The sequence below is a fragment of the Streptomyces sp. BL1 genome, assembly GCF_057628045.1.
Genome location: NZ_JBXYWZ010000002.1, coordinates 4,368,933 through 4,391,628 on the forward strand (window position 1 = coordinate 4,368,933; position 22,696 = coordinate 4,391,628).

A 22,696-nucleotide genomic window follows, 5' to 3' on the forward strand; every position below is an offset into this window, starting at 1 on the left:
GGCCTCGCCTTCATGGCTGTGCAAGCACCTGAGCAGAGCAACCGGAACGCCGACTCCGTCCGTCTGGGCCCCGCCGTCGCGCTGTCCTGCCGCGAGTGCGGCGAGCGCTTCCCGCTCGGTCCGATCTTCGCCTGTGAGGCCTGTTTCGGGCCGCTGGAGATCTCGTACGAGCTTCCCGGCGGCGACACCGAAGCCCTGCGCAAGCGGATCTCCGAGGGCCCGGACAACATCTGGCGCTACGCCCCGCTGCTGCCCGTCCCGGACGACGTGGCCACGAAGCCGAACATCAACCCCGGCTTCACCAAGCTGGTCAAGGCCGATCACCTCGCCGGTGAGCTCGGCATCACCGGCGAACTGCACATCAAGGACGACTCCGGCAATCCGACGCACTCCTTCAAGGACCGCGTCGTCGCCATCGCCGTCGAGGCGGCCCGCGCCTTCGGCTTCACCACGCTCTCCTGCTCCTCCACCGGCAACCTCGCCGGTGCCGTCGGCGCCGCCGCGGCCCGTGCGGGGCTGCGGTCCTGCGTGTTCATCCCGCACGACCTGGAGCAGGGCAAGGTCGTGATGGCCGCCGTCTACGGCGGCGACCTGGTCGGCATCGAGGGCAACTACGACGACGTCAACCGCTTCTGCTCGGAGCTCATCGGCGACCCGATCGGCGAGGGCTGGGGCTTCGTCAACGTCAATCTGCGCCCGTACTACGCGGAGGGTTCCAAGACCCTCGCGTACGAGATCTGCGAGCAGCTCGGCTGGCGGCTGCCCGACCAGCTGGTCATCCCGATCGCTTCCGGTTCGCAGCTGACGAAGATCGACAAGGGGCTCAAGGAGCTCATCGCGCTCGGCCTCGTCGAGGACAAGCCGTACAAGATCTTCGGCGCCCAGGCGGAGGGCTGCTCGCCGGTGTCCACCGCCTTCAAGGCCGGACACGACGTCGTACGCCCGCAGAAGCCGGACACCATCGCCAAGTCGCTCGCCATCGGCAACCCGGCCGACGGGCCGTACGTGCTGGACATCGCGCGGCGCACCGGCGGCGCGGTGGAGGATGTCAACGACGGGCAGGTCGTCGACGCGATCAAGCTGCTGGCCCGTACCGAGGGCATCTTCGCGGAGACCGCGGGCGGGGTCACCGTCGGCGTCACCAAGAAGCTGATCGAGGAGGGCGTGCTCGACCCGTCGCTCACCACGGTCGTCCTCAACACCGGCGACGGTCTGAAGACGCTCGACGCGGTCGCGCCGACCACCGGGCCCTCGGCCGTGATCCGTCCGAGCCTGGACGCGTTCCGCGAAGCCGGCCTCGCCTGACCCCCGTACCACTGCAGCACCACCGCATCACCGCACGGAAGGCAGAACTCCCATGAGCGTCAACGTCCGCATCCCGACCATCCTGCGCACCTACACCGACGGCCGGGCCGAGGTGAGCGCCGAGGGCGCCACGCTGTCCGAGGTGCTGGCCGACCTGGAGAAGAACCACACGGGCATCGGCGCGCGCGTCCTGGACGACGAGGGCAAGCTGCGCCGCTTCGTCAACGTCTACGTGAACGACGACGACGTCCGCTTCGAGCAGGGCCTGCAGACCCCCACGCCGGACGGCGTCGGCGTGTCGATCATCCCGGCCGTGGCCGGCGGCTGCTGACCCGCTGTCAGACGGCGGCTGCCGAAAAGCAGCTGAAGCATCAACAGATCGAAAAACTTCGAATCGCCCCCTCCGGGAACACCGGAGGGGGCGATTCCGTGTTTCGGAGCGCGATAGGCTTGTCGTCGCTTCCGCCTCATCCTCCCCAGACGCGCATCGAACGCCCCTGAGATGCGGATGAGTTGTGCGCAAAATTGGTGCGGCATTTGTGGCTTAGGTGCGCTATGCCCGGCCCGACTTGCCCCGCTTTCACGGCACTTGGCCGTAAATTACCGATCGGCCGTCGCACGAATTCTCGTCCGATTGACCTGTTGCAGAGGGCGGCCGTGCAGATACATTCAGCGGCGGTCGACAGGTTCCGGCGCACGCCTCCGCTTGTCCGGAAGTGAGGTCTGACCCGGGTTCGTGAAGTGCGGGCTCGTGCAAGGGCCAGTAATAGGGGAGTTCGGAATGGCTCAGGGCACCGTCAAGTGGTTCAACGCGGAGAAGGGGTACGGCTTCATCGCGGTCGACGGTGGTGCGGACGTGTTCGTCCACTACAGCGCGATCCAGATGGACGGGTACCGCACCCTGGACGAAGGACAGCGGGTCGAGTTCGAGGTCTCGCAGGGTCAGAAGGGACCGCAGGCGGACATGGTCCGCGTGACTGGTTGATCTTCGCAACAGTACGAGGGGGCGTGTCCGCGACAGCGGGCACGCCCCCTCACTGCTGTCCGCCCCCGGCGCCGGCCCTGCGACGGGCGCTGAGGCCTCATGACGGGACGTTGCCACAGCGCTCCGATACGTGAGCGCCTTGCGCCCGCCCGTCGCCCGACCACCGCCCCTGGCGGTGGCCCTGCGACGGGCGCTGAGGCCTCATGACGGGACGTTGCCACAGCGCTCCGATACGTGAGCGCCTTGCGCCCGCCCGTCGCCCGACCACCGCCCCTGGCGGTGGCCCTGCGACGGGCGCTGAGGCCTCATGACGGGACGTTGTCTCAGCGCCCCGAAACGTGAGCACCTTGCACTCAAGGGGGGTGAGTGCTAATCATTGGCGTTGGCAGTCTCCATGGGAGAGTGCCAGGGAAGGACCGGGTCGGTGAGGCCCGCAGGCCGGGTGGGGCAAGGAACCACCAGGCCCGTAGGCCGTCCGTCGCGGGCGCCAGCGCGGTCCGGAGTAATCCACCCCCAGTCCGGGAGGACCACTTCACATGGCCAAGATCATCGCGTTCGATGAGGAAGCGCGGCGCGGCCTCGAGCGCGGGATGAACCAGCTCGCCGACGCCGTCAAGGTGACCCTCGGCCCCAAGGGCCGCAACGTCGTGCTGGAGAAGAAGTGGGGCGCCCCCACGATCACCAACGACGGTGTCTCCATCGCCAAGGAGATCGAGCTCGAGGACTCCTACGAGAAGATCGGCGCCGAGCTGGTCAAGGAGGTCGCCAAGAAGACGGACGACGTCGCCGGTGACGGCACGACGACCGCGACCGTCCTGGCCCAGGCGCTCGTCAAGGAAGGCCTGCGGAACGTTGCCGCCGGTGCCAACCCGATGGCGCTGAAGCGCGGCATCGAGAAGGCCACCGAGGCCGTCTCCGGCGCGCTGCTGGAGCAGGCCAAGGACGTGGAGACCAAGGAGCAGATCGCCTCCACCGCCTCCATCTCGGCCGCCGACTCGCAGATCGGCGAGCTCATCGCCGAGGCGATGGACAAGGTCGGCAAGGAAGGCGTCATCACCGTCGAGGAGTCGCAGACCTTCGGGCTCGAGCTCGAGCTCACCGAGGGCATGCGCTTCGACAAGGGCTACATCTCCGCCTACTTCGCCACCGACATGGAGCGCATGGAGGCGGAGCTCGAGGACCCGTACATCCTCATCGTCAACTCCAAGATCAGCAACGTGAAGGACCTCCTTCCGCTGCTGGAGAAGGTCATGCAGTCCGGCAAGCCGCTGCTGATCATCTCGGAGGACGTCGAGGGCGAGGCCCTGTCGACCCTCGTGGTCAACAAGATCCGTGGCACCTTCAAGTCCGTCGCCGTGAAGGCCCCGGGCTTCGGCGACCGTCGCAAGGCCATGCTCGGCGACATCGCCATCCTCACCGGCGGCCAGGTCATCTCCGAGGAGGTCGGCCTCAAGCTGGAGAACGCCGGTCTGGAGCTGCTCGGCCGCGCCCGCAAGGTCGTCATCACCAAGGACGAGACCACCATCGTCGACGGTGCCGGTGACAGCGAGCAGGTGCAGGGCCGGGTCAACCAGATCCGCGCCGAGATCGAGAACAGCGACTCGGACTACGACCGCGAGAAGCTCCAGGAGCGTCTGGCGAAGCTGGCCGGCGGCGTGGCCGTCATCAAGGCCGGTGCCGCCACCGAGGTCGAGCTCAAGGAGCGCAAGCACCGCATCGAGGACGCCGTTCGCAACGCGAAGGCGGCCGTCGAGGAGGGCATCGTCGCCGGCGGTGGCGTGGCCCTGCTGCAGGCCTCCTCGGTCTTCGAGAAGCTGGAGCTCGAGGGCGACGAGGCGACCGGCGCCAACGCCGTGAAGCTCGCGCTGGAGGCCCCGCTCAAGCAGATCGCCGTCAACGGTGGTCTCGAGGGTGGCGTCATCGTCGAGAAGGTCCGCAACCTGACGGTGGGTCACGGCCTGAACGCCGCCACCGGCGAGTACGTGGACATGATCGCCGAGGGCATCATCGACCCGGCGAAGGTGACGCGCTCCGCGCTGCAGAACGCCGCCTCCATCGCGGCGCTCTTCCTCACCACCGAGGCCGTCATCGCCGACAAGCCGGAGAAGGGCGGCGGCGCCGACGCCGCTGCCGCTGCCGGCGGCATGGGCGGCATGGACTTCTGATCCTTTCCGGATCGGCAGCCCGAGCTGTACGAACCGAGGGCGGCACTCCCCGAGTTGGGGGGTGCCGCCCTCGGTGTTTGTCCGGCGCAGCAGGGGCACTCGCGAACGGGACAGAGCCCGCACGACAAGCGAGAAGAAAGCCCGGGGTGGGCAGACATGTCCGCAGTTGTGATCGTGATTCTGGCAGTGGTGCTCGTCCTCGCCGTTGCCGCAGCCGTGTATGTGCTGCGGGGCAGGAAGGAGAGCCGGAGCGGTCTGAAGCGCCGGTTCGGACCCGAGTACGACAGGGCCCTCGACCGGCACAACGGTGACGCCAGGGCGGCGGAGACCGAACTGTCCGAGCGGGTACGGAGGTTCGGCTCGCTGGAGAGCAGGCCGCTGCCGGCCGAGGAGCGGGAGCAGTACCGGATCCGCTGGGCCGCGGCCCAGCAGCAGTTCGTCGACTCCCCGCAGCAGGCGGTCGTCGAGGTCGACCGGCTGGTGGCCCGGCTCGCGCAGGTGCGCGGCTACCCGGGTGCGGACGAGCCGGAGCACTTCGACGCGCTGTCCGTGCACCACGGCAGCCGGCTGCACGGCTACCGCAAGGTGCGCGAGGCGGCCCGCGGCCGGGCCGGCACCGAGGGGATGCGCGACGCCATGGTGCAGGTCCGCGACCTCTTCGACGCGCTGGCCGACGAGGGCCCCGCGACCTCGCACCGCGCCGCGTCCGACGGCGGCGGCCGTGCCCGTACGCCGGGCCGCCGGCTCGCGGGGCTGGGCAGCGGACGCCGGCAGCACACGGGGCGGAGCACCGCCACGTAACGGCGTCCCGTGACGGCGCCTCGTGAGTGACGGCGCCCGGCCCGTACGCGAACGGCGGGGCGGCACCCGGTGGTTCGGGGTGCCGCCCCGCCGTCCTGTGCGCGCGGGCGCCGTACGGGTCAGACCTCCGAGCGTGCCTTCCGCCCGGCGTCGCCCTCGCTCTCGTCGTACGCGGGCGGGCCGTCGGGGGTGCCCGGAAGCCCCGGGGTCGGGTCCGCCCTGCCCGGCTCCGGAGTACCGGTCTCCGTGCCTGTCGTGCCGCTGCCGGCGAGCGCGGCGGACGGGTCGGCGAGTGCGGCGTCGCCCTGCCCGGCGGCCTCCGGGTCCACGTTCAGATCGGTCAGCATCTGCTTGCTGAAGCCGAAGAAGTACGTGGCGAGGAAGCCGACCGCGTACCCGGCGAGCAGGCCGACGCCGTACACCGCCGCGATCGGGCCGAGCGGCTGATTGCCCTTCAGCAGCGGGAACAGTGCCCAGCCGGACGGGCCGATGGCGGTGGAGCCCACCGAGGTGCCGAGCTGGTAGAAGAGCCCGACCACGCCGCCGCCGAAGGCGCCGCCGACGCAGGCGGTGATGAACGGGCGGCCCAGCGGCAGCGAGACGCCGTAGATCAGCGGCTCGCCGACACCCAGGAAACCGGCCGGCAGCGCGGAGCGGATGGTCTTGCGGATCGAGGTGTTCCTGCGGAGCTTCAGGAAGATGGCGAGCGCCGCGCCGACCTGACCGGCGCCGGCCATGGCGAGGATCGGCAGCAGGATGGTGAAGCCGTCCTGCTCGATCAGCGTCGTGTGGATCGGGATCAGCGCCTGGTGCAGGCCGAGCATCACCAGCGGCAGGAACAGTCCGCCGAGGATGAATCCGGCGCCCGCACCGCCGTGCCGCAGCAGCCAGTCGGCGAGGTGGCCGATGCCGGTGGAGATCTCGCCGCAGACGTACATCAGGCCGTAGAGCGTGACCAGACCGGAGATCAGCACCACGAGTGTCGGGGTGACGAGGACGTCGACGGCCTCCGGCACCCACTTGCGGCACCACTTCTCCACGTACACCGCGAGCAGCGCGGCGAACAGCGCGCCGAGCACGCCGCCCTGGCCGGGGGCGAGCTTCTGGCCGAAGACGGAGATCTGCTCGACGCCGGCGAAGACGATGATTCCGGCGACGGCGCCGCCCAGGATGGGGGTGCCGCCGAACTCCTTCGCGGTGTTGTAGCCGACGAACACCGCGATCAGCGACATGAAGCCGGACGCGATCGCGCCGAGCGCCGGGACCAGTCCGGGGGCCCAGCCGAGGTTCGTCAGCAGGCCGTTGATGCCGGCGACGATGCCGCAGCCGATCAGCGCGGGGATCAGCGGTACGAAGATGTTGGCGATCCGGCGCAGCATCAGCTTCACCGGCGTCGCGTTCCGCTGCTTCCGCTCGGCGCGCATCGCGGCGCCCTCGGCGGCCAGTTGGTCCGCGGTCTTCGGCGCGTGGCCCTCCCCGCCGGGCGCCGCCGCGGGCGCCTCGTCGGGAGCCTCCGCCACCAGCGCCTCGAACTCGGGCGTGACGCGGGCGACTTTCCCGGGGCCCAGCACGATCTGGTACGTGTCGTCCTCCACGACACCCAGCACGTCCGGGAGGGCCTTCAGCGCGTCGTCCCCGACCAGGGAACGGTCCGCCAGGCCCAGCCGCATGCGGGTCATGCAGTGGCTGACGGACGTGACGTTCGAGGCGCCGCCGACAAGGGGGAGGATCGCCTCGGCGATCTCTCTGTTCTGGTTCTCGCTCATGGTGCAGTCGCTGTTCGTCGAGGGGGAGTCCGCCGAGGGAGCCGGCGCCGGGTCAGGAGGTGGCGGCCGCGCGGAGAGCCGCGCGCAGATGGCCGTGCTGCTGCTGGAGGAGGCGTGCCGCGGACGGGCCGTCGACATCGCCGAGGATGATCAGGATCGCGTTCTTGACCTCGCCGTCGGCCGCGCGCAGCGCTTCCTCGATGGCGTCGTCGTCCGCGCCGGTCGCCAGCGACACGATGCGCCGCGAGCGGGCCCGCAGCTTCTCGTTGGATGCCCGGACGTCGACCATCAGATTCCCGTACGTCTTGCCGAGCCGGATCATCGTGATGGTCGACAGCATGTTGAGCACCAGCTTCTGCGCCGTACCCGACTTCAACCGGGTGGATCCGGTGAGCAGTTCGGGACCGACGACGACCTCGATGCCGTGCTCGGCCGCCGCCGCCAGCACCGAACGCGCGTTGCAGGACAGGCCGACGGTCAGCGCACCGGCGGCGCGGGCGTGCTCGACCGCGCCCACCGCGTACGGAGTGCGGCCCGAGGCGGAGATCCCGACGACCGTGTCGTCCGCGGTCAGGCCCATGCCGTCCAGGTCGGCCGCCGCCAGCTCCTTGCTGTCCTCGGCGCCCTCCACGGAGGTGACCATCGCCTCCGGGCCGCCCGCGATCAGCCCCGTCACCTGCTGCGGGTCGGTGTTGAACGTGGGCGGGCACTCGCTGGCGTCCAGCACGCCGAGCCGTCCCGCGGTGCCGGCGCCGGCGTAGATCAGCCGTCCGCCGCGGGACATCCGCTCGGCGATGCCGTCGATGGCGGCGGCGATCTCCGGAAGCCGGTCCGCGACGGCGGAGGGCACGCCGGCGTCCTCGCCGTTCATGATCCGGGCGATGTCCAGCGTGGGCAGCTGGTCGATCTCGGCCAGCTCGTCGCGGAACGCCTCGGTCGTCAGAGTGTCGAGCTGCGCGCGCAGCTCGTCGTGACCGGAGGCGGTGGAGGGTGTGGGGGAGGACATGTGCGGTACGGCTTTCTGCGTGGGACCGGACGGATGCCGGGCGGCCTGTCGGGTCGGTCGTCGGAATCGGGTTCGCGGGTGCGGACTACCGGGGGCGGGGGGTGTGGCGGTGCGCGAGCGCCTCGTACGAGGCGGCGAGCGCCGGCGCGGCGCGGTCGTACGTCCGCTGTGCCACGCCGACGAACAGGCAGTCCACGACGAGCAGTTGGCTCGTACGGCTCGACATCGCCGCGGGCCGCAGCTCGCTCTCCCGCGCGGTGGACGTGGTCAGCAGGACGTCGGCGTACTGGGCGATCTCGCCGTCCGGGCGGCCGGTGACGGCGATGGTCGTCGCGCCGTGGTCGAAGGCCACCCGCAGCGGCTCGATGACGTCGTCGGTGCGCCCCGAGTGGGTGATCGCGACGGCGACGTCGCCGGCCTGGAGCTGCACGGCGTTGGTGACCGCGAGATGCGGGTCCGCGTGAGCGTGCGCGACGAGGCCTATGCGCAGCAGCTTCTGCGCGAGGTCCTGCCCGACGAGATGGGAGGCGCCGACGCCGTACACATCGGTGCGGCGCGCCGACGCGAGGGCCGAGACGGCGGAGTCGAGCTGGGCGGTGTCGAGCGCGGCGGCCGTGTCGGCCAGGGTCTGCTGCTCGTCGTGCGCGAGCTTGGCGACGACATCGGCTATCGGATCGTCGACGGCGATGTCCGCGGTGACGGCCGGCGCGGCGCCGGAGGCCTGCTGGGCCGCGAGCCCGGCGAGGGCGAGCCGCAGATCGCGGTACCCGGGGTAGCCGAGCAGCCGGGAAGTGCGGACCACGGTGGCCTCGCTGGTGCCGGTGCGCTCCGCGAGACCGGTGACGGTGAGCTGGGCGCAGCCCGCGGGGTCGCCGGCGACGGCCTCCGCGACGCGGTGCATCGAGCGCGTCATGGAGGGCGCCAGGGTACGGACCTTCGCCGCGAGCGCGGCGGGCGCGGGCGGGGTGCGGGCGGGGCCGGGAGCGGGGCCGGGGCCGGGGCCGGATGCTGCGCGAGCGCCGCCCCCGTGTGCGGCGCTCGCGCTCTCGCCGTCGGCTCCGGAGCGGGCACCCGCGTTGCCGCGGGCCGGTCCGGAAGCGTTGGCGAAAGTTTCCTTCAGATTGCTGCTCACAGGTGAAAGCTATTTTCGGACGGGGCCGGGGTCAAGACCCCGCTCGCCCCGGATTCGCGGGGCTTCGCCGGGACTTCGGCGGGACTTCCGTCCCGTACGCCTCGCCCGTCTGGTGCAATTGACCGTATGGACCAGCTTGAGCAGGCACTTCACGCGGCACGCGCGCTCGTGCTCGCCGACCTCCAGGCGACCGAGGTGACGCGCGCCGACGTCGTCTCGCTCGTCGAGGAAGCGGTCACGCACCGCAGGTGGTGGGTCGGCGAATGGCCCGACGGGGTCGCCTTCGTCGACGGACTCGTTGCCCAGGATGTGCAGGACGCGCTGCTCGACCGGTACGGGCGGTGGCCGCTGTGCCCGGTGTGCGTCGGCTCCGACCCGCACGCGCTCGACATCGAGCCGGAGCTCGGGGAGAACCCGCACTGGGTGTGCGCGAAGACGACGACGTCGGTGGCGCCGGTGGGGGCGCTGGGGCAGCGGCTGTGACCGTCTATATAGATCCGCCCACCTGGCCGGGGCACGGGCGGATGTGGTCGCACCTGGTCAGCGACGTGTCCCTGGACGAACTGCACGCGTTCGCCGAATCGGTGGGCTGCCCCCGGCGGGCCTTCGACCGCGACCACTACGACGTGCCGAGCACGCGGTACGGGGACGCGGTGCGGGCGGGCGCCGTGGAGATCGGCAGCAAGGAGCTGGTGCGGCGGCTCACGGAGGCGGGCCTGCGGAGGCGCAAGTCGCGGTAGTGCCCCTGTGGGGGCAACCCCTTACGGGGGCGCGTGTGTTGGGTGCGGGGTGCGTTTCCTGCGCGGGTGCGGTCCGGTGTGCCCACCCTCCCCCAGCTACCGCTGGGAGGTGCCCCCTCCGCCCCTTGGGCGGACCAGCTGCCCACACCGGGTGCCGCGCTCCGCTGAAGGGTTACGTCGCGCGGGGAGCCGGCTCCGGGAGGGGGTCGGAGGTGGCGATGACTCGGGATGCGGAGGCGCGGCGCTGTACGCGGGAGGCGAGCGCTGTCGCGCCCACGCCGAGCGCCGCGAGGACCGCTCCCGTCCAGGCCACCGCCGGGTAGCCCCAGCCCGCGCTGATGACGAGTCCGCCCAGCCAGGGGCCGACCGTGTTGCCGATGTTGAAGGAGGCCGTGGTCGTCGCCCCCGCCAGGGTCGGCGCGGCGCTCGCGACGTTGAACATCCGCGCGTTCAGGGCCGGCGCCGTGGTGAACGCCGTGACGCCCAGCATGAGGGCGAGGGCGATCGCCGCGGCCGTGGACTCGGCCAGCAGCGCCAGCAGGGCCAGTACGACGGTGGACGCCGCGATGCCGCCGTACATGGTGCCGAACAGGTGCGCGTCCGCGATCCGGCCGCCGATCGCCGTACCGATCAGCCCGCCGAGCCCGAACAGCCCCAGCACCGTGGGCACCCAGCTCTCCTCGAGGCCGGCGACGCCGGTCAGCAGCGGACCCAGGTAGGAGAACAGCGCGAACACCGCGCCCGCGTTGAGCGCGATGGTCAGGAGGGCCAGCCAGACCTGCTTGTCGGCGTAGATCCGGATCTCCTTGCGGAGGCTCGGCGCGTTCTCGCCGGTCTCCGGCGCCGTACGGGGCACGAGCGCCGCCACCCCGACGAGCCCGATCGCCGCCAGTACGGCCACCGCCCAGAACGCCGACCGCCAGCCCGCGTGCTGGCCGAGGAACGCACCGGCGGGCACGCCCGCGATGTTGGCGACGCTGAGCCCGCCGACCATCACCGCCATGGCGCGGGCCCGCGCGGTCACCGGCACCAGCGACATCGCGACCGCGGCGCCCACCGCCCAGAAGCCCGCGCAGGCCAGCGCGCTCACCACGCGGGAGACGAACAGCACTTCGTACGTGGGGGCGAGCGCGCCCGCTATCTGTCCGAGGCCGAAGACGGCGAGCAGCGCCATCAGCGTCGTACGGCGCGGCAGCTTCAGCGTCGCCGCGGCCAGCAGCGGCGCGCCGACGACCATGCCGATCGCGAAGGCGGAGATCAGCAGTCCGGCCTGCGGGATGGAGACGCCCAGGTCGCGGGCGAGCGGTTGCAGGATGCCGGACAGCATGAACTCGGAGGTGCCGAGGGCGAAGACGGAGAGGCCGAGCACGTAGACGGCCGCGGGCATACGGGTGCGCCCCTTCGCGGGCGCGGTCGACTGATGGTGGTCAGGATCAGCAGCAGGCATGTCAGGCCACAACCCCGCCCGTGGCCGGGGAATTCCGGGGGTACGGAGTCGTCGCCGGCCGTTCAGCCGATGGTCACGGCTGCCGGCCCAGCAGGGCCACGAGGCGGTCCTGGGGGCTCGCGTCCTGTGGGGGTGTGACCGGAGGGGCGAAGATTCCCGCGCCCTGCCAGCCCTTCACCTGCGGCGCGATCCGCTCGTACAGGGCGTCCGCCAGGGCGTGTTCGATGACCTGCTGGCCGGGGCCCGCGCCGATGCCGTGCGCCAAGTCCCAGCCGTGGACGGCGAGATCGGTGGTCATCTGCCAGCCGTAGTCCTCCGCCGCGGTCCGCCCGCCCGTCACGTACACCTGGCCGTCCAGCGCGCCGGGCTGGTGGAACGCCTGCCACGAGCCGGCGCCGGCCCGCTCCCACGCACCGGCCGGGTCGTCGCCGGTGACGTCCCCGTCGTAGCGGTCGCCGACCTGCTCCAGCGTCTCGCCGCGCAGCAGGTGCGGGGCCCAGAAGTGCTCGCTGACCAGGTGGTTGAGCAGATCCCGCACGGACCATTCGGAACACGGCGTGGCCTGCTCCCACTGGTCGTCACCGATCTCGTGGACCAGCCCGTCGAATTCCGCGAAGGCACTGTCGAAAGCGTCGATGAGTTCCATGCGCCCCATGGTGCGCCGGGTCCGACAGGGCTGTCAGTTCGGGCGGTCCGGCCGTTCCGCCGCGGTGCAGGGGCGGACCTCGGAGGTGTTGCGGGTGCGGACGCCGGGGAGCCAGCCCGTGCCGCCGTCCGGCGCGGCGACCCGGTACCAGCGAGTGGACGTCAGCCCCTTCTCGTCCTTGACCAGGGAACCGTCGGTGACGACGCAGCGGGCCGCGAGGCGGTCGCCGTGCCAGGCGCGGCCCGCGGAGTTGCCCTGCGCGGCGTACCGGCCGTACGGGGTCTTCGCGATCCGCAGCGCGCACTCCAGCGTGCGCAGGCCCCGGCAGGGCTTCTCCGCGTTGTGCACCCGGACCGCGACGGAGGCCGCCGAAGGGGGCGGGGACGGGGAGACCGCGGGCGGGGCCGGCGCGGAACGGGTGGGGCCCGAGACGGCCCACCACGTACCGACGGCGACCGCCGCCACCAGCGCCGCCGCCACGGCGATCACCGCGAAGCGGCGCGGCCCGGAACGCCGCGGGGGAGCGGGCGCGGGGACGGCCGCCGGGGTGCGGACCCGGTCCCACAGGCCGGGCGGCGCGTCGATCTCGCGGTCCGCCGCGTGCAGCCGCTCCTGGAGCGCCGTCGCCGTGGCGGCCTCTTCCGTACGGCGCCGCGCGCGGCCCTGCCGCCCGGCCTGCCCGGGAATGCGGGGGCTGCCGGACCGCTCGGGCCCGTCCCGGCCCTCGGGCCGGTCGGCTCGCTCTGGCCGTTCAGCCGGCATGCTGCTCCCCTCCTGCCGCCGCGGAGGCCGGGCTGCCGGGCGTCACGACGCCGCGCAGCTTGGCCAGGGCCCTGGTGCGGGTACGGGCGACGGTACCCCGGTGCAGCCGCAGGATCTCCGCGGCCTGATCGATGGTGTACCCGTCCAGGTCCACGAGGATGACCACGCCCGCCTGACGTACCGACAACTGCCGCAGCAGCCGCACCGCTTCGAGCTCGGCGGCGCGCTGCTCGACGCCGCCGTCGTGACCTCCGGGAAGCGCTGCCGCCTCGTCCTCCGGTTCGGCGACGAGCACTTGACGGCGTTCCTTCCGCCACGTGTCGCGGGTGACGCTCAGCAGCGCCGAGAACGCGTAGGCGTACGGCTCCGGATGCTCCGTCAGGCGCTGCGGCCGCGCGGCCAGTTTGAGGTACGTCTCGTGCACGGCGTCCTCCGCCGACTGACGGGAGCCGGCCAGCATGGCGGCCCTGCGGTACAGCCGGTGCAGCAGTCCGCAGAACACGTCGTCGAAGGTGTGGTTGGCGGGGGTTCCGGGAGACGGATCCGGAGACCCCTTACGGGCTGACGTGACCACGTGAGTGCAATCCCCCGATGCTGGTGGCCTGTTGCCGGTTCGCGCGGCATGTGCGTGTGCACGCGTGCGCGCTGAACCTGTCCTTGTCACGGTGCCGTCAAGCGTGGCGGAGGGGCAAGTTCCACCGTGAAGGTGAGGGAGGGGACCGGTGTACGAACTGTGACGCAAGCGGGCTGTTGGTCAGCCCGTGGTGAGGAGCTCCAGTTCGGTGGCGAGGTTGCGGCGGGCCACGCGCTCCCAGTGGTCGTACGCGTACGCCGTGCGGAACAGCCGCGGCAGGTCCAGCAGTTGGCGCAGTACGTCCGAACGCCCCAGGCGGAACGCCTCGTCGGGTACGAAGCCGTACTCCTGCCGCACCTCCGCCGCGTACTGCGCGTACTCCTCCGGGGTGCCCGCGAGGACGGCGAGGTCCGCGTCGCACAGCAACTCGCCGTTGGTGTCGCCCGGTTCGGGATCGTGCGTGACGGTGAGCCGTACGAGGCGGGCCACTTCGGCCGTGCGCGCGTCGGAGATGCCCGCCTCGGGCAGGGCGCGCTCGGCGAGACCGGCGCTGCGCTCCTCGTTCTCGCTGCGGTCCGGGCGGTAGACGGCGTCGTGGAACCAGGCGGCGAGCAGCACCGCGTCCACGTCCATGCCGGACTCGGGCCCGGCCGCCGCGGTGTGCGAGGCCAGCTCGTCGACGCGGTTGAGGACGTGCAGCAGGTGCGGCAGCGAGTGGTAGCGCCGCTGGGGCTCGGACCAGCGCTCGATCAGCTTCTCCCCGTACGGCGCCGGGTCCGGCTCGGCGGTTCCGCCCCGGGCGCTGACGAGCAGCGCCGCCCAACGGGAGAGCAGGCTCTCGCGAATGTCCTCGTGGTGCGCCTCGGTCGTAGCCATGAGGACAATTGTCGTCCGCAAGATCGAGGTCTACCAGGGGCAACGGGGGTGTGGCAGGCTTGAGATATGTCTAGACCAATTCTCGAAGTGATCGCTCTGGACGCGGGCGACGCCCGCGCCGCACAGGCAGGCGGGGCGGATCGCCTCGAACTGGTCGCGGACATGGCCGCCGACGGCCTGACCCCCGCGCGGGCCACCGTCGAGGCGGTGCGCTCCGCCGTGGACATCCCCGTACGGGTGATGCTGCGCAGCGCAGACGGCTTCGCCGCCGGGGACGCGGAGACCCGCGCCGCGCTGCTGGAGCGGGCCCAACTGCTGTGCGCGGACGGTGCGGAGGAGTTCGTGCTCGGATTCCTGGACAGTGCGGGGCGGCCCGACACGGACGCGGTGGGCGCGCTGGCCGAGGTGCTGGACGGCCGCCGCTGGACCTTCCACCGCGCCCTGGACCGGGCGGCCGACCGGGACGCGGCGCGCAAGCGGCTCGCCGGACTGCCGGGGCTCGACACGTATCTGACGGCGGGCTCGGCCGCCGGTGTCGACGACGGACTGGACGTACTGCGCGCGGAGGCGGCGCGCGCCGCCGCGGGCGAGCCGGGGTACGCGCCGCGGATCCTGGCCGGCGGCGGGCTCCGGCTGGAGCACGTTCCCGCGCTGCGGGAGGCCGGGATCGACGCGTTCCACATCGGGGGCGCGGCGCGTGCGGCGGGCTGGGACTCGCCGGTGGATCCGGAGCGGGTACGCGTCTGGCGCGACCGCCTCGACGCCGGCTGACGGGCGACCCGGGAAACGCTTCTGACCTGCTGTTTCATCGAGCCGTGAGCAGCGGGAATAGGGGTGCGGGGCCGCGGGTTGCAGGGGGTGGTTGAACCGTAAACTACTTCAGGCGGTGAACAGCATCATGCAGTTCGGGATCTTCACGGTCGGCGACGTCACCCCCGACCCGACCACCGGCCGCACTCCCACCGAGCACGAGCGGATCAAGGCCATGGTCGCGATCGCACGCAAGGCCGAGGAGATCGGGCTGGACGTCTTCGCCACCGGCGAGCACCACAACCCGCCGTTCGTGCCCTCGTCCCCGACGACCATGCTCGGCTACATCGCGGCGCAGACGGAACGGATCATCCTGTCCACGTCGACGACGCTGATCACCACCAACGACCCGGTGAAGATCGCGGAAGACTTCGCGATGCTGCAGCACCTGGCCGACGGACGGGTGGACGTGATGATGGGCCGCGGCAACACGGGCCCCGTCTACCCCTGGTTCGGCAAGGACATCCGGGACGGCATCCACCTGGCCATCGAGAACTACGCGCTGCTGCACCAGCTGTGGCGCAAGGACGTCGTGGACTGGGAGGGCCGCTTCCGTACGCCGCTGCAGGGCTTCACCGCGACGCCGCGGCCGCTCGACGGCGTACCGCCGTTCGTCTGGCACGGCTCGATCCGCAGCCCGGAGATCGCGGAGCAGGCCGCGTACTACGGCGACGGGTTCTTCGCCAACAACATCTTCTGGCCGAAGGACCACTTCCAGCGGCTGATCGAGCTCTACCGGAAGCGGTACGCGCAGTACGGGCACGGCACCCCCGAGCAGGCGCAGGTCGGGCTCGGCGGGCAGGTGTTCATGCGGCCCAACTCGCAGGACGCGGTACGGGAGTTCAGGCCGTACTTCGACAACGCGCCGGTGTACGGGCACGGTCCGACGCTGGAGGAGTTCACCGAGCAGACGCCGCTGACCGTGGGCAGTCCGCAGGAGGTCATCGAGAAGACGCTGACCTTCCGCGAGTCCTTCGGCGACTACCAGCGGCAGCTGTTCCTGATGGACCACGCGGGACTCCCGCTGAAGACCGTCCTCGAACAGCTCGACCTGCTCGGCGAGGAGGTCGTCCCGGTGCTGCGCGAGGAGTTCGCGAAGGGCCGCCCTGCGGACGTACCCGACGGGCCGACGCACGCGGCGCGGGTCGCCGCGGCGCAGGCAGCCGGCGACGGGAACGCGGCCGGCAACGAGCAGGACGCGGAGGTGACATCGTGACCGAGCGGACGAACTGGACGGACACACAGGCTGTGGATACACGGGAGGCGGATCCGCGGGCGGCGGAGACGGGTGCGCGCGGTGCGGCTCGTCCCGTGCGGATCACCGCCGTGTCGGCCGGGCTCGGTGAGCCCTCCTCGACGCGGCTGCTCGCGGACCGGCTCGCGGACGCCGTACGGGACCGGCTGGCCGACGGCGGCGCGGGCCCCGTCGAGGTGCACGTCGTCGAACTCCGGGAACTGGCGGGCGACATCGCCCGCAACCTGGTCACCGGCTTCCCGCCGCCGGCGCTGCGCACCGCGATCGAGTCGGTGACCGGGGCGGACGGAGTCATCGCCGTGACACCGGTGTTCACCGCCTCCTACAGCGGGCTGTTCAAGTCCTTCTTCGACGTCATCGACAACACGGCACTGGTCGGAAAGCCGGTGCTGGTCGCGGCGACGGGCGGGACGGAACGGCACTCGCTCGTCCTGGAGCACGCCATGCGGCCGATGTTCGCGTACCTGCGGGCGACGGTCGTACCCACCGGCGTGTACGCCGCGTCCGCCGACTGGGGCGGCGCCGACCCGCTCGCGGACCGTGTGGAGCGGGCGGCGGGCGAGCTCGCCGCGCTGGTGCGGGGCCGCCCGGCGGCGGAACGGGAGGCGGAAGCGGACGACCCGTACGACCCGGACGCCGTCGTCCCCTTCGCGGAGCAACTGGCCGCGCTGAGCGCTGAGCGCTGAGCGCTGAGCGTTGAGCGGCGTGCCGTGCGGGGTTTCATGTGGGCCGGGCTTGTGTGGGGCGGCTGCGGTTCGCGTGGGGTTTGCGCAGTTCCCCGCGCCCCTTGTCGGGGCTTCGCCCCTCTGCGCAGTTCCCCGCGCCCCTTATCCGCGCCGTTCCCCGCGCCCCTTGTGGTGTGCCTTGTCCGGCTGGAGGTGTGGGGGTCGTCCCCCACTGAGGACAGCCCCGCGCCCCCTATTCAGGGCCCTCCGTCGTGGTGCGGGGGTGGAGGGACGTGCGGAGGACGACCGTACGGAGCGGGGCCTCGGAGCCGGCCAGGCGCTCCTGGAGCAGGTTCGCCGCGGCGACCCCCAGGTCGTACGCGGGGAGCCGCACCGTCGTGAGGGCCGGCTGCACCAGGGACGCCCACGGCACGTCGCCGAAGGAGAGCACACCGAAGGCGGGGGGCGAGATGCCGGCCTCGCGGAGCGCCTGCAACGCGCCCACCGCCATAAGGTTGTTCGCGACGAACACGGCGTGCGGCGGGTCGGCGAGGGCGAGCAGCTCCCGCATCGCGGCGTACCCTCCGCCGGCCCGGAAGTCGGCGTGCCGGGTGTGCGCACGGACCCAGCCGTCGGCGACGCCCGCGTCCCGCATCGCCGAGCGATAGCCGGTGAGCCGGTCCTCCGAGGTGGAGGCTCCGGCCGGTCCCGCGATGCAGGCGATGCGCCGGTAGCCGCGCTCCAGCAGGTGGTTGGTGGCCTCCTCGCTGCCGTTCTGGTTGTCCACCATCACCGCGTCCACGTCGGCCGACCGCGGCCGGCGGTCCACCGCGACCACCGGCATGCCGCGCGCGGTGAGCGCGGAGAGGTCCGTACGCCGCCGGGAGGCCGCGGCGACGATGACGCCCGCCATCTGCTCGGCCAGGGCCGTGCCCAGATAGCGGCGTTCCTTCTCCACGTCCTCGTCCGTGTTGCACAGCACCAGCGAGAGGTTGGTGCGCTGCGCCGCGTCCTCGACGCCGCGGGCGAGCGCGGTGAAGAAGGGGTTCTCGATGTCGGGGATGAGCAGCCCGATGACGCTGCCGCGCCGGGTGCGCAGCGACCGGGCGACGCGGTTGGGGGAGAAGCCCAGCTCGGCGGCTGCGGCCCGGACCCGGTCGGCGCGCTCGGCGGTGACCCGGCCGCCGTTGAAGACGCGGGAGACGGTCGCGGGGGAGACCCCGGCGGCCCGTGCCACATCGCTGATGTTCGCCACCGGCGCTCCTCCAGCCCCGTTCTGTCCGGCCGCGCGGCCCGCTGCGCAACCTCTTGACACCCTCTGGGGCGAACTCTACGTTCGCGTGAAATGGATTTCAACGGGCCTGCCACGCGGCCTTGTTGAGGGTCGACGTACCGCCAACTCATACCGCTGTCATCTGCACCTTCCTACGGGAGGGCGCGGAACGCGCGAGTGAGAAATCGATTTCATACGGAGTGTGGAATGCTCGACGAGCTGGCCAGGCGCACGGACGGGGTGACCCGCTCCGTCAGCCCCGAGAACGTCACCGGAGGCAAGGGCGCGGGCGGCCGTGCCACCGAAGGCACCGGAGCGCGGGCGGCGGGGGCGCTGGGCCGCGGCTGGAAGATCTCCCCCAGTATCGAGATCGCCCCCGGCGCGACCGCCGAACTCGCCGACATCGCCGGGCCCGGCACCGTACGGCACCTGTGGTGCACCACCGCGCCGCACCGCGCCTGGCGCGGCACGCTGCTGCGGGCGTACTGGGACGGCGCCGAACAGCCCGCCGTGGAAGTGCCGTTGGGCGACTTCTTCTGCAACGGCTGGAATGTCTTCAGCCAGGTCTCGTCCGTGCCGGTGGCCGCCAACCCGAACGGCGGCTTCAACGCCTACTGGCCGATGCCGTTCCGCGAGCGGGCCCGCTTCACGCTGGAGAACCTCTCCGCCGAAACCGTCACGCTCTACTACCAGTTCGACTATGAGCTCGGTGCCGTGGACGACGACCTGTGCTATCTGCACGCCCACTGGCGGCGCAGCCACCCCGTCCCGTACGGCGAGGTGCACACCCTCCTCGACGGGGTCACCGGGCGCGGCCAGTACGTCGGCGGCTATCTGGCCTGGGCCACCAACAGCCCCGGCTGGTGGGGCGAGGGGGAGGTCAAGTTCTACCTGGACGGGGACACCGGCTTCCCGACCATCTGCGGCACCGGCACCGAGGACTACGTCGGCGGCGCCTGGAACTTCGACATCGAGGGCCGGGGCTACACCCCGTACACCACCCCGTATCTGGGGCTGAACCAGGTGCTGCGGCCGGACGGCCTGTACGCCAGCCAGCAGCGGTTCGGGATGTACCGCTGGCACGTCCAGGACCCCGTGCGGTTCGCCTCGGATCTGCGGGTGACGGTCCAGTCGCTCGGCATCGGGCCCGGACACGGCAACGGGCTGCCCCACCGCTACCGGCCCACCAGCGACGACATCGCCTCCACCGCGCTGTTCTACCTGGACGCGCCCACCTCGGACGCCCGCCCGCGCACACCGGACCTGCTCGCACTCGAAGTCGACTAGGAGGCACGGGTGATGAGGGACACGAGGCAAGGGAGCATCGGCCGCCGCCGGGTGCTGACCGCCGCCGCCGGGGCCGCCGCGGCGGCCGGCGCACCGGCGCTGCTCACCGGCTGCGGCACGGCGGACGCGAAGGACCGGCCGCTGCGCTTCTGGAACTTCTACGCGCCGCAGAACTCCGACGATCCGGCGCTGCGGGCGCAGAGCAAGTGGTTCACCGACCTCGTCGCCGAGTGGAACAAGCGGCATAGGAAGCAGGTCGAACTGCTCTACATGCCGCCGAAGACGTACCAGACCGGGTCCAAGCTGCCCACGGCGTTCGCCGCGGGAGCGGGCCCGGACATCTTCCTCGCCAGCCCCGGCGACTTCCTGCGCTACTACAACGGCGGCGTCCTCGCGGACCTCACCCCGCACACCGACCCGGAGGCCGTACGGGACTACTACCCGGACGCGCTCGCCAGCCGCACCGTGAACGGCAGGGTGTACGCGCTGCCCATGGAGGTCGAACCGCTCGCGATCTACTACAACGTGCGCGCCTGGGAGAAGGCCGGGCTCTCCGAGGGCGATGTGCCCACCCGCTGGGACCAGCTGCTGGACGTGGGCGACAAGCTGACCGGCCGGACCCGCGCCGGGCTGGTCACCGAGACCGTCCCCGGCTATCTGCAGAACTTCCTCTGGTACCCGTGGATGTGGCAGGGCGGCGGCGACGTGCTGGACGACCGGGGGCAGCCCTCCGTCGACACCAAGGGCGTACGGCAGGCGCTCCAGCTGTGGCAGGACGCCGTGCGCAACGGCATCACGCCGCGTACCCCGCCGTCCGCCAACGACCTGATCTCCAGCTTCAAATCGGACACCTCCGGCATGTGGCAGAGCGGGATCTGGCAGGTGGCCAGCTTCAAGGCGTTCGCCCCCGACTTCCCGTACGGGCTGTTCAAACTGCCCGTGCCGCCCGGCGGGCACTACGCCACGGCCCTCGGCGGCTGGTCGTTCTGCGCCAACGCCAAGGGACACGACCCGGACGCCGCCGCGGAGTTCTGCGGCTGGGCGCTCGGCCGGGCCGAACAGGCCTGCGTGGACCGGATGGTGGACTGGTGCGTCCGCGCGAAGTCCGACATCGCGCCCCGCAAGTCCGTGCTGGAGCGCGGCAGCGAACTGGGCGGCTACGACTCCTGGGCGATGCGGACGTTCCGCGACGAGATCTTCCCCGGCGGCCGCGCCGAACCGCGCTATCCGCCGGTCATCTACAAGGCCATGTCCGACGCGCTCCAGGGCGCCATGCTCGCCGGCCGCAGCGTCGAGCGGGAGGCGTCCCGGGCCCAGCAGTCCGTGGAGGCGTACGTGAGGAGCTACAAGGGGGCGAGTCTCGTATGACGCACCTCGCCGCACCGCAGCGCACGAGTGCCGCGCCGGCGGCCGGGCAGCGTCCCGCGCCGCGCCGCGGACTCTCCCGCAGGCACCGCGAATGGCTGGCCGCCGCGCTGTTCCTGCTGCCCGACAGTCTCGGCCTGCTCGTCTTCGTCGGCATCCCGATGGTGCTGTCCGTCGTCCTCAGCTTCTTCCAGGTCAGCGGATTCGGCAGCTACGAGTACGTCGGACTCGGCAACTACCGGCGGATGCTGGACGATCCGCTGTTCTGGGACTCGCTGCAGACCACCGGTCTGTACGTGATCGTGCTGGTGCCCACGCTGTTCCTGGTGAGCCTCGGACTGGGCCTGCTGATGCAGCAGAGGCTGCCCGCGGTGGGCCTGTTCCGCACGCTCTTCTTCCTGCCGTACGTCATCAGCCTCGTCGTCACCGCGCTGCTGTGGAAGTTCATGTTCGACGAGCAGGCCGGCATCGTGAACAAGTCCCTGCACGCGCTGGGCTTCGACGGCGCGTCCTGGCTGGGCGACCCGGCCCTCGCGCTGTACTCCGTCATCGCCGTCTTCATCTGGGTGATGATGGGCTACTACATGATCATTTTCCTGGCGGGGCTGCAGGAGATCCCGCGGGAGTACTACGAGGCGGCGCGCATCGACGGCGCGGGCGCGTGGACCCGGTTCCGCACGATCACCTGGCCGCTGCTGAAGCCCACCAGCTTCTTCGTCCTCGTGATGTCCACCGTCGCCGCGATCACCGGCGGTTTCGAGCTCATCTTCGTGCTGACCGAGGGCGGCCCCGCGAACTCCACCTCGCTGGCCGTCTACTACATCTACCAACAGGCCTTCGTCTTCGGGGAGTACGGCTACGCGGCCGCCATGGGCACCGTCCTGGTGCTGCTGATGGTCGCCTGCGCCGCGGTGATCTTCAAGGTCACGAAGGGCGGGAGGTTCGACGATGGCGAGTGACACGGCGGCGCGGAACGACGCCCCTCCCGTACGGCGGCAGGAGCCCGGACGCCGGCCGCGCACCGGCCGGCCGGCCCGCTACGGACTGACCGCGCTGTGCGCCGTACTGGCCGCCGCGGCCGTCTTCCCCGTCCTCTGGATGGTCTCCTCCTCGCTGAAACCGCGCGACGAGGTCAACGACGGGCGGCTCCTCCCCGAGCACATCACCCTGGACAACTTCGTCTACGTCTTCACCGAAGTGCCCTTCGGGCGCTATCTGCTGAACAGCTTCCTCGTCTCCGCCGCCGTCACCGTCGTGGCGCTGCTGTTCCACTCGATGGCCGCGTACGCACTGGCCCGGCTGCGCTTCCCCGGCCGCGAGGCCGCCTTCACCGCGATCTTCGGAACGCTGCTCATCACCGCGCCCGTCGTGCTGATCCCGCTGTTCCTCGTGGTGCGTCAACTGGGCATGCTCGACAGCTACGCGGGCCTCATCATCCCGGCGATCTTCAACGCGTTCGGCATCTTCCTGCTCCGCCAGTTCTACATCCAGCTGCCGCGCGAACTGGAGGAGGCGGCGATCGTCGACGGCTGCGGCCACTGGCGCGTCTACTGGTCGATCGTCCTGCCGCTGTCCCGGCCGGTCCTCGCCGCGCTGGCCATCTTCTTCTTCCTCGCCAACTGGAACTCCTTCATCTGGCCGCTGGTCGCCACCAACGACCCGGACCTGACCGTCGTCCAGCTGGCCATCACCTCGTTCCAGTCGCAGTACGAGGCCGCCTGGAACTACGTGCTCGCCGCCGCGGTCGTCGCGGCCGTCCCCATGCTCGTCCTGTTCTTCCTCTTCCAGCGCCAGATCGTCGAGTCCGTCAAGACGTCCGGTCTCAAGTAGCGCCCC

At 71.4% G+C, this 22,696-nt stretch carries 23 protein-coding genes; 14 read left to right on the forward strand and 9 right to left on the reverse strand.

Annotation, left to right across the window (positions count from 1 at the left end; genetic code table 11):
* Nucleotides 1–12: 12 nt before the first annotated feature.
* The 5 genes from thrC (at nt 13) to AC3AGO_RS19335 (ending at nt 5,256) form a co-directional block, all read left to right on the forward strand.
* Nucleotides 13–1,305, forward strand: a complete 1,293-nt coding sequence (gene thrC / locus AC3AGO_RS19315) for a threonine synthase (RefSeq protein WP_487821463.1) — start codon at nt 13–15, stop codon at nt 1,303–1,305.
* Nucleotides 1,306–1,357: 52 nt separating this feature from the next.
* Nucleotides 1,358–1,636, forward strand: a complete 279-nt coding sequence (locus tag AC3AGO_RS19320; RefSeq protein ID WP_487821464.1) for a MoaD/ThiS family protein — start codon at nt 1,358–1,360, stop codon at nt 1,634–1,636.
* A 450-nt stretch (nt 1,637–2,086) separates the two neighbouring features.
* On the forward strand, nt 2,087–2,290 hold the full coding sequence (locus tag AC3AGO_RS19325) for a cold-shock protein (protein WP_260220089.1): 204 nt from the start codon (nt 2,087–2,089) through the stop codon (nt 2,288–2,290).
* Between the two features lie 536 nt (nt 2,291–2,826).
* Entirely contained in the window at nt 2,827–4,455 is a 1,629-nt protein-coding gene (groL, locus tag AC3AGO_RS19330) for a chaperonin GroEL (RefSeq protein WP_487821465.1), read from the forward strand.
* A 156-nt stretch (nt 4,456–4,611) separates the two neighbouring features.
* The gene (locus tag AC3AGO_RS19335) at nt 4,612–5,256 is read left to right on the forward strand and encodes a hypothetical protein (protein WP_487821466.1); all 645 of its coding nucleotides are present in this window, start codon (nt 4,612–4,614) and stop codon (nt 5,254–5,256) included.
* A gap of 119 nt (nt 5,257–5,375) precedes the next feature.
* Here the strand turns inward: AC3AGO_RS19335 and AC3AGO_RS19340 are convergent, their stop codons facing one another.
* The 3 genes from AC3AGO_RS19340 to AC3AGO_RS19350 all read right to left on the reverse strand — a co-directional run bounded on the left by AC3AGO_RS19340 (nt 5,376) and on the right by AC3AGO_RS19350 (nt 9,160).
* A complete protein-coding gene (locus tag AC3AGO_RS19340; protein WP_487821467.1) occupies nt 5,376–7,022 on the reverse strand; it encodes a PTS transporter subunit EIIC in 1,647 nt (548 codons plus the stop codon).
* 52 nt (nt 7,023–7,074) lie between these two features.
* Entirely contained in the window at nt 7,075–8,028 is a 954-nt protein-coding gene (gene murQ / locus AC3AGO_RS19345; protein ID WP_487821468.1) for an N-acetylmuramic acid 6-phosphate etherase, read from the reverse strand.
* 85 nt (nt 8,029–8,113) lie between these two features.
* Nucleotides 8,114–9,160, reverse strand: coding sequence for a MurR/RpiR family transcriptional regulator (locus tag AC3AGO_RS19350; protein ID WP_487821469.1), 1,047 nt, complete (start codon nt 9,158–9,160; stop codon nt 8,114–8,116).
* A gap of 126 nt (nt 9,161–9,286) precedes the next feature.
* Here AC3AGO_RS19350 and AC3AGO_RS19355 point away from each other — a divergent pair, with 126 nt between their 5' ends.
* Nucleotides 9,287–9,643: a hypothetical protein gene (locus AC3AGO_RS19355; RefSeq protein ID WP_487821470.1), complete on the forward strand. Its 357-nt coding sequence runs from the start codon at nt 9,287–9,289 to the stop codon at nt 9,641–9,643.
* Nucleotides 9,640–9,900: a DUF4031 domain-containing protein gene (locus AC3AGO_RS19360; protein ID WP_487821471.1), complete on the forward strand. Its 261-nt coding sequence runs from the start codon at nt 9,640–9,642 to the stop codon at nt 9,898–9,900. Before AC3AGO_RS19355 ends, AC3AGO_RS19360 begins: the two co-directional genes overlap by 4 nt.
* Before the next feature lie 172 nt (nt 9,901–10,072).
* Here the strand turns inward: AC3AGO_RS19360 and AC3AGO_RS19365 are convergent, their stop codons facing one another.
* From AC3AGO_RS19365 to AC3AGO_RS19385, 5 genes are all read right to left on the reverse strand, one after another.
* Nucleotides 10,073–11,287 (reverse strand): Cmx/CmrA family chloramphenicol efflux MFS transporter, encoded by a 1,215-nt coding sequence (locus AC3AGO_RS19365; RefSeq protein ID WP_487821472.1) that lies wholly within the window; start codon nt 11,285–11,287, stop codon nt 10,073–10,075.
* A 133-nt stretch (nt 11,288–11,420) separates the two neighbouring features.
* Nucleotides 11,421–11,993: a TIGR03086 family metal-binding protein gene (locus AC3AGO_RS19370; RefSeq protein WP_487821473.1), complete on the reverse strand. Its 573-nt coding sequence runs from the start codon at nt 11,991–11,993 to the stop codon at nt 11,421–11,423.
* A 33-nt stretch (nt 11,994–12,026) separates the two neighbouring features.
* Complete coding sequence (locus AC3AGO_RS19375; RefSeq protein ID WP_487821474.1) at nt 12,027–12,755, reverse strand: hypothetical protein; 729 nt, start codon at nt 12,753–12,755, stop codon at nt 12,027–12,029.
* Nucleotides 12,745–13,329 (reverse strand): RNA polymerase sigma factor, encoded by a 585-nt coding sequence (locus tag AC3AGO_RS19380; RefSeq protein ID WP_487821475.1) that lies wholly within the window; start codon nt 13,327–13,329, stop codon nt 12,745–12,747. The genes AC3AGO_RS19375 and AC3AGO_RS19380 overlap by 11 nt, the downstream gene beginning before the upstream one ends.
* Nucleotides 13,330–13,509: 180 nt before the next feature.
* The gene (locus AC3AGO_RS19385) at nt 13,510–14,205 is read right to left on the reverse strand and encodes an HD domain-containing protein (RefSeq protein ID WP_487821476.1); all 696 of its coding nucleotides are present in this window, start codon (nt 14,203–14,205) and stop codon (nt 13,510–13,512) included.
* Nucleotides 14,206–14,271: 66 nt separating this feature from the next.
* On the opposite strand from AC3AGO_RS19385, the gene AC3AGO_RS19390 reads away from it, so the two are divergent.
* The 3 genes from AC3AGO_RS19390 (at nt 14,272) to AC3AGO_RS19400 (ending at nt 16,956) form a co-directional block, all read left to right on the forward strand.
* Complete coding sequence (locus AC3AGO_RS19390) at nt 14,272–14,976, forward strand: copper homeostasis protein CutC (protein WP_487821477.1); 705 nt, start codon at nt 14,272–14,274, stop codon at nt 14,974–14,976.
* A 127-nt stretch (nt 14,977–15,103) separates the two neighbouring features.
* Nucleotides 15,104–16,231 carry an LLM class flavin-dependent oxidoreductase gene (locus AC3AGO_RS19395; protein WP_487824715.1) on the forward strand — a complete coding sequence of 376 codons (1,128 nt, stop codon included), beginning with the start codon at nt 15,104–15,106 and terminating at the stop codon, nt 16,229–16,231.
* Between the two features lie 32 nt (nt 16,232–16,263).
* Complete coding sequence (locus tag AC3AGO_RS19400) at nt 16,264–16,956, forward strand: FMN reductase (RefSeq protein WP_487824716.1); 693 nt, start codon at nt 16,264–16,266, stop codon at nt 16,954–16,956.
* 232 nt (nt 16,957–17,188) lie between these two features.
* Here the strand turns inward: AC3AGO_RS19400 and AC3AGO_RS19405 are convergent, their stop codons facing one another.
* Nucleotides 17,189–18,190 carry a LacI family DNA-binding transcriptional regulator gene (locus AC3AGO_RS19405; protein ID WP_487821478.1) on the reverse strand — a complete coding sequence of 334 codons (1,002 nt, stop codon included), beginning with the start codon at nt 18,188–18,190 and terminating at the stop codon, nt 17,189–17,191.
* A 225-nt stretch (nt 18,191–18,415) separates the two neighbouring features.
* On the opposite strand from AC3AGO_RS19405, the gene AC3AGO_RS19410 reads away from it, so the two are divergent.
* From AC3AGO_RS19410 to AC3AGO_RS19425, 4 genes are read left to right on the forward strand one after another with little or no spacing between them, the layout of a single operon-like run.
* The gene (locus AC3AGO_RS19410; RefSeq protein WP_487821479.1) at nt 18,416–19,495 is read left to right on the forward strand and encodes a glycoside hydrolase family 172 protein; all 1,080 of its coding nucleotides are present in this window, start codon (nt 18,416–18,418) and stop codon (nt 19,493–19,495) included.
* Between the two features lie 12 nt (nt 19,496–19,507).
* Nucleotides 19,508–20,863 carry an ABC transporter substrate-binding protein gene (locus AC3AGO_RS19415; RefSeq protein ID WP_487821480.1) on the forward strand — a complete coding sequence of 452 codons (1,356 nt, stop codon included), beginning with the start codon at nt 19,508–19,510 and terminating at the stop codon, nt 20,861–20,863.
* On the forward strand, nt 20,860–21,819 hold the full coding sequence (locus tag AC3AGO_RS19420; protein WP_487821481.1) for a carbohydrate ABC transporter permease: 960 nt from the start codon (nt 20,860–20,862) through the stop codon (nt 21,817–21,819). The genes AC3AGO_RS19415 and AC3AGO_RS19420 overlap by 4 nt, the downstream gene beginning before the upstream one ends.
* Nucleotides 21,809–22,690, forward strand: coding sequence for a carbohydrate ABC transporter permease (locus tag AC3AGO_RS19425; protein ID WP_487821482.1), 882 nt, complete (start codon nt 21,809–21,811; stop codon nt 22,688–22,690). The genes AC3AGO_RS19420 and AC3AGO_RS19425 overlap by 11 nt, the downstream gene beginning before the upstream one ends.
* Nucleotides 22,691–22,696: the final 6 nt, after the last annotated feature.